Here is a 6,464-nt window from a genome sequence, read left to right as displayed (position 1 = left end):
CTGAAACAGTTCCGGATCCCGCTCGTACCAGTAGAGCGAAGGCACTGCGAGCTTGCCCTCGGGCACGGTGATCGCCACCTCGCTCTCGCCACGCTCACTGAGGGAGCGGATTTCTCCCTGCTGGGTAACCATCACGCTCTCCCCCCGCAGCAACTGGGCGGCGAGCTGTTTACGCCGGTCGGCGGCGGCGTCCTTGATGGCGGCGTTTTCGGTGGCGGTAGTCATGGCGTGCGGATCGGGTTGACAAAAGCCTCACCTGACTCGTTGCGGCCAAGCCGCTCTCTCCTGCGAAGCACGACCATGGACTCACACCGCTGGTGATTCGCACAACGTCGCTAACAGTGATCGCTAGGCCGTGTGATGTTGAATTCAACCGCTCAGAAAGTCATGACCCGCGTTGATATCCAGTGGCAGAACCAGGTCGGTCACTGGCAGCACTTCCAGACCATGCACAACGAAGCCAATGCCTTCCGCACCGCCCAGGGCCGTGCCCGCAGCACCGGCAAACGCCATCGCTTGGTGGATGCCAACGGCCAGCTCCTCGATCTTGTGGAGCCCTGAGCGATGAGCCCTGCCTTCCGCACTCGCAGTAGCGTCCTGGCACTCGCGGCCCTCGCCCTCGCCGCCGCTGGCGCTGCTGGCACCTGGGCCTGGTCGCGCCGGATGCCAGCTGAATACCAGAGCATGGAGGCCATCGTCGATCGCCTTGCCAGCGGCAATGCCCTCGGCAAGCAGCCGCTCAACTTTGCGGTCACCTCCGGGATCTACACCGCCCAGCTGGCGGTTCAACGCGGGCTCTGCAAAGAGGATCGCTGCGACATGTTTGTCACGCTCAATCCCTTTCGCACCTATGCCAATGGCTGGGATGAGCTGATCCGTCAGAGCTATGCGGTGGGCGATATCGAGGGCTCGTCAACCTCCAGCGGAACAGTCCTGATTTCACGGCCGTCGTTTCGTATCTATGGCCCACGGGTTGGCTGGCTGGGCTGCACGGTTGCCCATGAGATCGCCCATGTGCAGAGGCACCACATCTTTGAGCATAGCTATTACAACAATCACGCCATCAAGGGCCTCCCCAAGGAGAAAAAAGATCTAAAGACCATGGCCAAATCAAGGCAGCAGGAACTGGAAGCAGATCGCGATGCCGCCGATATGCTGGCGCGTGCCGGTTACAAGGGCCGCATCTGCGTTGATGAACTGATCTTCATCTACAAATCAACCGGTGACGGCAGTGCAACGGAGAAGGATTCCACCCACCCTGGCTTCAATGAACGCGTGGCTGCTCTCAAGGCCCACTATGGGCGCCGAGAGAAGGAGCAGGCTGCAGCCAAGGCGAAAGGAAAAACGGCGGCGTATCTGATCCGGCAGCCGACGCCAGGCTCCTTCCGCTACTCGTCCAGCGATAACCTGCTCACGTTTGTGCCTCGGGCTCAGTGATTGGGGTTGAAAAGATGCTTGCCGCAATGGCCGATCACCACCTGGTTGAGCTCTTCATCCCAGCAGAAGTGAACCCTCAGGGTGTGATTTTCGGAATCCTTGGCGCCGATCTTGAGGTGCTGCCACATCTCGACCGTTTTGCCCTGATAGGAGAAGGTGCGATCTCGTTTCGACTTGGGGTTGCGTTCGATCGATTCTGATTCACGCGGGGCATAATTTTTGCCGCCAAAAACCTGACCTGCCATTCGATCAGGAGCCCCAGCCAGCTTCTGTTCGCGATAGCCAGTGGCCAGAAGCCACAACAGCTCAAAGAGCTGGTCTCCATGTTCAAAGCCCTTGACCTGATCAGCTGAACCCCAGGCACTCTCGAGCACAAGCAAGTGGCCAGGACAGAGTTCCTCACTCACAAGTTCCAGGCATAGACGCGGTTTGAGGCGCGCACTGCCGGCAACATCCCGCAGGCTGTTCAGCAGGCGAGTGGTGACCTCCTGTTCGGTGACCTCCCCATCGGTGCTGCTCCAAGGGGTATAGCTCAACTCGGTGGCTGCCCCTGGGGGGCCTGCCTGCTCCAAGTACTCGAGTTCGAGCCTGAGGGCGTCCAGCTCGTTGCTGCTCTGCTCCAGCTGATCATCTAGGGCCTTGTTTTCAGCCAGGGCCAGCTGTAGCTCCTGCTCTTTGAGGTCGAGTTGCTGACTGAGCTGACCCTCAACAGACTGGGCCAGTTCAATGGCTTGCTCACCTTGTTCCTGGGCTTTCTCGGCTCGCTGTTCCCAGGTCCTCTTGTTGAAATCGAAGTCGCGTCTGAGGCGGCGCTCCTCTGCCCGACTGGTCTCCAGTCGCGTGTTGATGTCCTCCTGCTTCTCCTCAAGCTCCTTGAGGCGATCCTGCCGCTTGCGGACGCGGGTGGTTTCACTTGGCACGCCAAACAGCGCGCGGATCAGCTGCTCCACTTGCTCCAGATCGTCTGGAGCTTTGCCACTGCTATCGGTGAGGCTGAGATACCAGGGGTAGTGGCGTCCGTCTTGGGCGGGGTAGTAGCTGTAGCCGCACTTGCTGACCTCGTAGCTACCCGCCAGCAGCTCCTGCAACTCGCGGAAGGCCGTTTCGGTGCAACTGATCACCAACCGCAGCTTGTCGGCACCGCTGGTGCGATCAAAATCCCAGGCGAATGTGCTCGATACCCCCAGCTCCCGTAGACGGCGACTGGCCTTGGGGATGGGGATGGAGATCTGCAGCCGGAAGGCATCGCGGCGGGAGGTGGTGGTGAGCCCGGTCACCACCGCCTCCAGGCCTGTCCCCACCTCAGGGACTTCAGCGGCGATCAAAGCCGCCATGTCCTTGGGGATATAGCCGATCCACTCTTGTTTCCAAAACGCCTTCACGGCGTTGGGATCCCATTTGTTGGTGGGCTCATGCAGCAGGGTGAGCGGGTCGCCGATGGCGATGCCCATGGCCATCTTTTCGGCCGCATGGTCGAGCTTGTAGGCCAGGAAGGTCTGAAGAATCTCGCCGCTGCTCTGTTGCGAGCGTTTGCGCCGTGCCGCCTGGCGCTCGGAACTACCCGACTGATCCAGGTGCTGCAGGCGCCGCAAGAGGCTGTCCTTCGGTGCCATAGCTCCTACGTGACGACTGCAGTGAGGTTAAGCAACACAGGATGGGTGCTAGCTCACACCAAGCTCCACCACTTCATCGGCGAAGGCGCCATAGGCGGCTGGATCACACGTGAGCAGGATCACCTGCAGACCGCGCTCTACGGCAGTGCCGAGCATGTGTTTCACCAAGTCGACCCGCTCAGGGTCTGAGTTGGTGAAGGCGTCATCAAAGACCAGTGGCAAGCAGCCGTCGTGGGCGTCCTTGAGCACGTCTGCCATCGACAGACGCAGCGCAGCTGCCAGCTGCTCGCGCATGCCACCACTGAGGGCTTCAAAGTCGTAGAACTCCTGGCCGCGCTTGAGCTGCAACCCCTGGAGGCCCTTGTTTTGGTCGTAACTCAGTCGGGTCGCCTGTCCATCGGGGAGCAGCGGCTTGAGGTAGTCACCGATGGCCCGGGCCAAGGGCTCGCTGTAGCGGCTGGAGAGATCAGCCTGGACCTCCTGGAAGGTATCCCGCAGCAGCTTGTGGGCATCGATGACCCGTTGCAACTGCTGTAGGTCGGCTTCGGCTGTTTCCAATTGCAGCCGCGCCTGCTCAATCGCCGCAAAAGGGTCCGCGCTGCTGATGCTGTCACAGCGCTGCTTGGCGGCACCCCGTTGATCCAGGAGCCGCTCCTGGTGGTTGATCAGCCCTTCAATCTTCTCCTGCAGCCGCTGCTTTTCCAGGTCGGCGTCTTGGCTGCTCAGGAGCGCCCGATCGGCCTGCAGCTGGCTGAGCTGGGCTTCTGCCTGCTGCCGATCTTGAGTGAGTGATTCCAGCTTGCCGTCCACGGCCGCACGATCTCCCTGCTGGCTGATCAGCTGATCCATCCGCTGCTGGCGGTCGGCCACTTCACTACGCACAACCTCCAGCTGACTGGTCTCGCTGATTCGCTGCTGCTGGAGTTGCTGAAAGGCTAAACGGGCGTCCTCCAGTTCGCGCTCCGCTGTTGCGGCTGCTGAGCTGGTGTGTGTACTTGTCGCGCTGATCTGCTGCTGCAGGGCCTGCAACTCATTGAGGGCCTGCGGTACAGGCTGATGTTGCTCTAGCGCCCGACGGACATCGATCAGCCCCTCGAGCTCACCATCGAGCTCGACGAGGCGCTGCTCAATTGCATGCTTTTGCTGCTCTAGCTGGCTTAGATCGGCCGGTGCAGCAGCTGCCAACGCCGCAAGCTGCTGCTCGAGTGCGTTGCGTTGCTCCAGCAGCTCCTCTGCAGCTTCCACGCTGGCGGCATTGAGTGCCGCCAGGCTTTCCGTGAGCTGCTCATTGGTGCTCTGCACCGTGCGCTCAAGATCCTCGAGCGCCTGGCCGCCGCCAGGCGCGATCTCCAGCACCACCCCATCGCCCACCTGCAGCTGGAACACTGTGCTGAGTCGCTGCTCATCCCCCACCTGGAGGGGCTTGCCATCAAGGCAAACTTGCTGATCGGCCCGCAGCAGCTTCACTCCGGCGGCCATGGCCTGCTGGCGGGTCTGGGAGTCGCGCAGCTGCTGCTCCAACTGCCGCAGCTGCTGAAGCGCCTGCTTGTTGACGCTTGGCAATCCGGTCAGCTGCTGCTCCAGGCTCTGGCGCTGGCTGGCGGCCTGCCGCAGCTTTTCCAGTTCCGCGGCCAGGCGCGCCAGCGACTCGGCGGTGCTGGTGCGCTCCACCAGCCTCTGCACCAACTGCTGGCGCTGCTCCAGGCTTTGACGCTGTTGGTTGAGGGCTACCAGGTTCTGGTTGCACTTGAGCTCAGTTGCCTCTAATTCCGCTTGCCGGCCCTGGGCTCCAGCGGCGTTGACTTCAAGTACAGCAAACGTTTTCTGCCGCTCGTCCAGCTCGCTCTGGAGAGCAGCGAACTGCTGCTGCGTTAGCGCTGCCGCGTCATGGCGCAGCCGGATGGGCTCGAGGGCCTTGCTGGCCAGCTCGATGGCCGCATCCATACGCCCAGCTACCTCCGCACCTTCAAGCAGGCGTTTCTGGCGCTCAAGCAGATCCGGCAGGTCTTGCCTCTGCAATCGCTCCAGTTCTTCACAGATGTCCGCCAGCTCCTCGCTGGCGGTTTCGTACTCCTCGAGACGGCCCAGTCCCATCGCCATCCGTAATTGGGCCTTTTTGAGGGCTTCTTCTCGCTCAAAGAGCGGCGACTTTGCTTTGGTGCCGCGGGTGGTGAAGTTCTCGTCCAGCGCTTCTTTAATGCGCTGCTCCACCCGCTGATCGAGGGCAGACTGCTGCACGGCAGCCCCGCCACTGCGTTCCAGCTGCAGCCGCAGCTGATCGAAGTCGTAGCTGCTTTTGCCGTTTGCCAGTAGGTCGTCGCCGGAGAAGCCCTGGCGCACCCAGAGATGGGCCCAGCGGCTGGGCAGCACCGTGCCGGCCTGCTTGCTGCCCACGATCTCTCCGACACCCAGTAGTTGGGCCAACTCGTCCTCTGCGGCGGGGCCTGTGAGCGGCTTACCGCTGCTTTCGGCCTTGAGCGTCACCTGGCCGGTGGTGCCGCTGAAGCGTTTAACCAAGGTCCAGGTGTCGCCCTTGGCTTCAAAGCCGATCTGCACAACCGGCTGGCCCATGTGCAGCCGCGACTGCAACGCCTCGACCGGGGCACCCGTGGCGGAAGCCTTGAGGAATAGAGCCCGGTGCAGGGCTTCCACCAGGGTGCTCTTGCCGGATTCATTGGGCCCGCCGATCAGGGTGAGCCGGGGCGAAAAGCTGAGTTCCAGGTCGCCATGCAGGCGCACGTTTTGGAGCTGGCAGTTGAGAAGACGCATGGCGGGTCAGTGGGTGGTAGCGAAACGGAAGAGTTCACAGAGGGCGGTGCGGATCCGGCTCGCTTCCTCTGAATCGGGATCGCTCTCACGGCCCAGGCGCTGCTGCAGTTGCTGGGCCACCTGGGCGATCAGTGGGTCTTCGCTGCGGGCGGTGAGCTGCTCGAGTTCGGCGGCCTCGGGGGCCTGCTGGCACTCACCCTTGATCCGCAGGCGCAGCAGCCGGTTCTGCAGGTCGTCGATCAGCTGCTGATAGCGGCGATGACCCGCCAGGCTGAGGCTGCCGCTCACCTCCAGTCGCAGCAGGTCGCGAGCGACCCGAGCGGCGGTGAGCTCCTCAAGCTGGCGCTCGAAGCGATCTAGATCGCCATCGCCGCTGAAGCGCACCTTGATGTTGTGCCACTGGACGCGCCCCGTGGGATGGGACCTCACCTCCGGCGTGCTGCCGCGCTGCAACACCACCAGCAACACCTGGCCGCGCTGGTTGTCGTCGCCCTGGTCAAAGCGATCTGGCTCCGGTGTGCCGGGATACCAGGCCTGGGCAGAGACCTGCTTGAGGTTGTGCCAATCCCCAAGGGCGACGTAGTCGATCTGTTCAGCTGGCAGGGCAGCCAGGTCGATCAGGTTGTTGGCGCCGGCCTGGGCCTC

At 62.3% G+C, this 6,464-nt stretch carries 5 protein-coding genes and 1 pseudogene; 2 read left to right on the top strand and 4 right to left on the bottom strand.

Translation table 11 applies throughout. From position 1 onward, the window contains the following. Window positions 1-225, bottom strand: a 225-nt coding sequence (locus KBZ15_RS15900) for a hypothetical protein (RefSeq protein WP_255016174.1), incomplete at its 3' end; no start/stop codon positions are given. A gap of 162 nt (window positions 226-387) precedes the next feature. On the opposite strand from KBZ15_RS15900, the gene KBZ15_RS15895 reads away from it, so the two are divergent. Continuing rightward, window positions 388-561, top strand: a complete 174-nt coding sequence (locus KBZ15_RS15895) for a hypothetical protein (protein ID WP_255016173.1) — start codon at window positions 388-390, stop codon at window positions 559-561. Between the two features lie 123 nt (window positions 562-684). Further along, on the top strand, window positions 685-1,437 hold the full coding sequence (locus KBZ15_RS15890; RefSeq protein WP_255016172.1) for a M48 family metalloprotease: 753 nt from the start codon (window positions 685-687) through the stop codon (window positions 1,435-1,437). Here KBZ15_RS15890 and KBZ15_RS15885 read toward each other — a convergent pair. The 3 genes and pseudogenes from KBZ15_RS15885 to KBZ15_RS15875 all read right to left on the bottom strand — a co-directional run. After that, window positions 1,431-3,050 carry an HIRAN domain-containing protein gene (locus KBZ15_RS15885; RefSeq protein ID WP_255016171.1) on the bottom strand — a complete coding sequence of 540 codons (1,620 nt, stop codon included), beginning with the start codon at window positions 3,048-3,050 and terminating at the stop codon, window positions 1,431-1,433. The genes KBZ15_RS15890 and KBZ15_RS15885 overlap by 7 nt on opposite strands. Window positions 3,051-3,098: 48 nt before the next feature. Continuing rightward, window positions 3,099-5,819 (bottom strand): AAA family ATPase, encoded by a 2,721-nt coding sequence (locus KBZ15_RS15880; RefSeq protein ID WP_255016170.1) that lies wholly within the window; start codon window positions 5,817-5,819, stop codon window positions 3,099-3,101. Between the two features lie 6 nt (window positions 5,820-5,825). Continuing rightward, window positions 5,826-6,464, bottom strand: a pseudogene (locus KBZ15_RS15875) (DNA repair exonuclease); the annotation flags it as partial.

It is taken from the genome of Cyanobium sp. BA20m-p-22, assembly GCF_024346275.1.
Classification (GTDB): Bacteria; Cyanobacteriota; Cyanobacteriia; order PCC-6307; family Cyanobiaceae; genus Cyanobium_A.
This window is presented reverse-complemented; position numbering and strand designations above follow the sequence as displayed.

Coding starts and splice junctions, on each gene's coding strand:
- KBZ15_RS15895 (WP_255016173.1), top strand. CDS start 388: ATGACCCGCGTTGATATCCAGTGGCAGAACCAGGTCGGTCACTGGCAG.
- KBZ15_RS15890 (WP_255016172.1), top strand. CDS start 685: ATGGAGGCCATCGTCGATCGCCTTGCCAGCGGCAATGCCCTCGGCAAG.
- KBZ15_RS15885 (WP_255016171.1), bottom strand. CDS start 3,050: ATGGCACCGAAGGACAGCCTCTTGCGGCGCCTGCAGCACCTGGATCAG.
- KBZ15_RS15880 (WP_255016170.1), bottom strand. CDS start 5,819: ATGCGTCTTCTCAACTGCCAGCTCCAAAACGTGCGCCTGCATGGCGAC.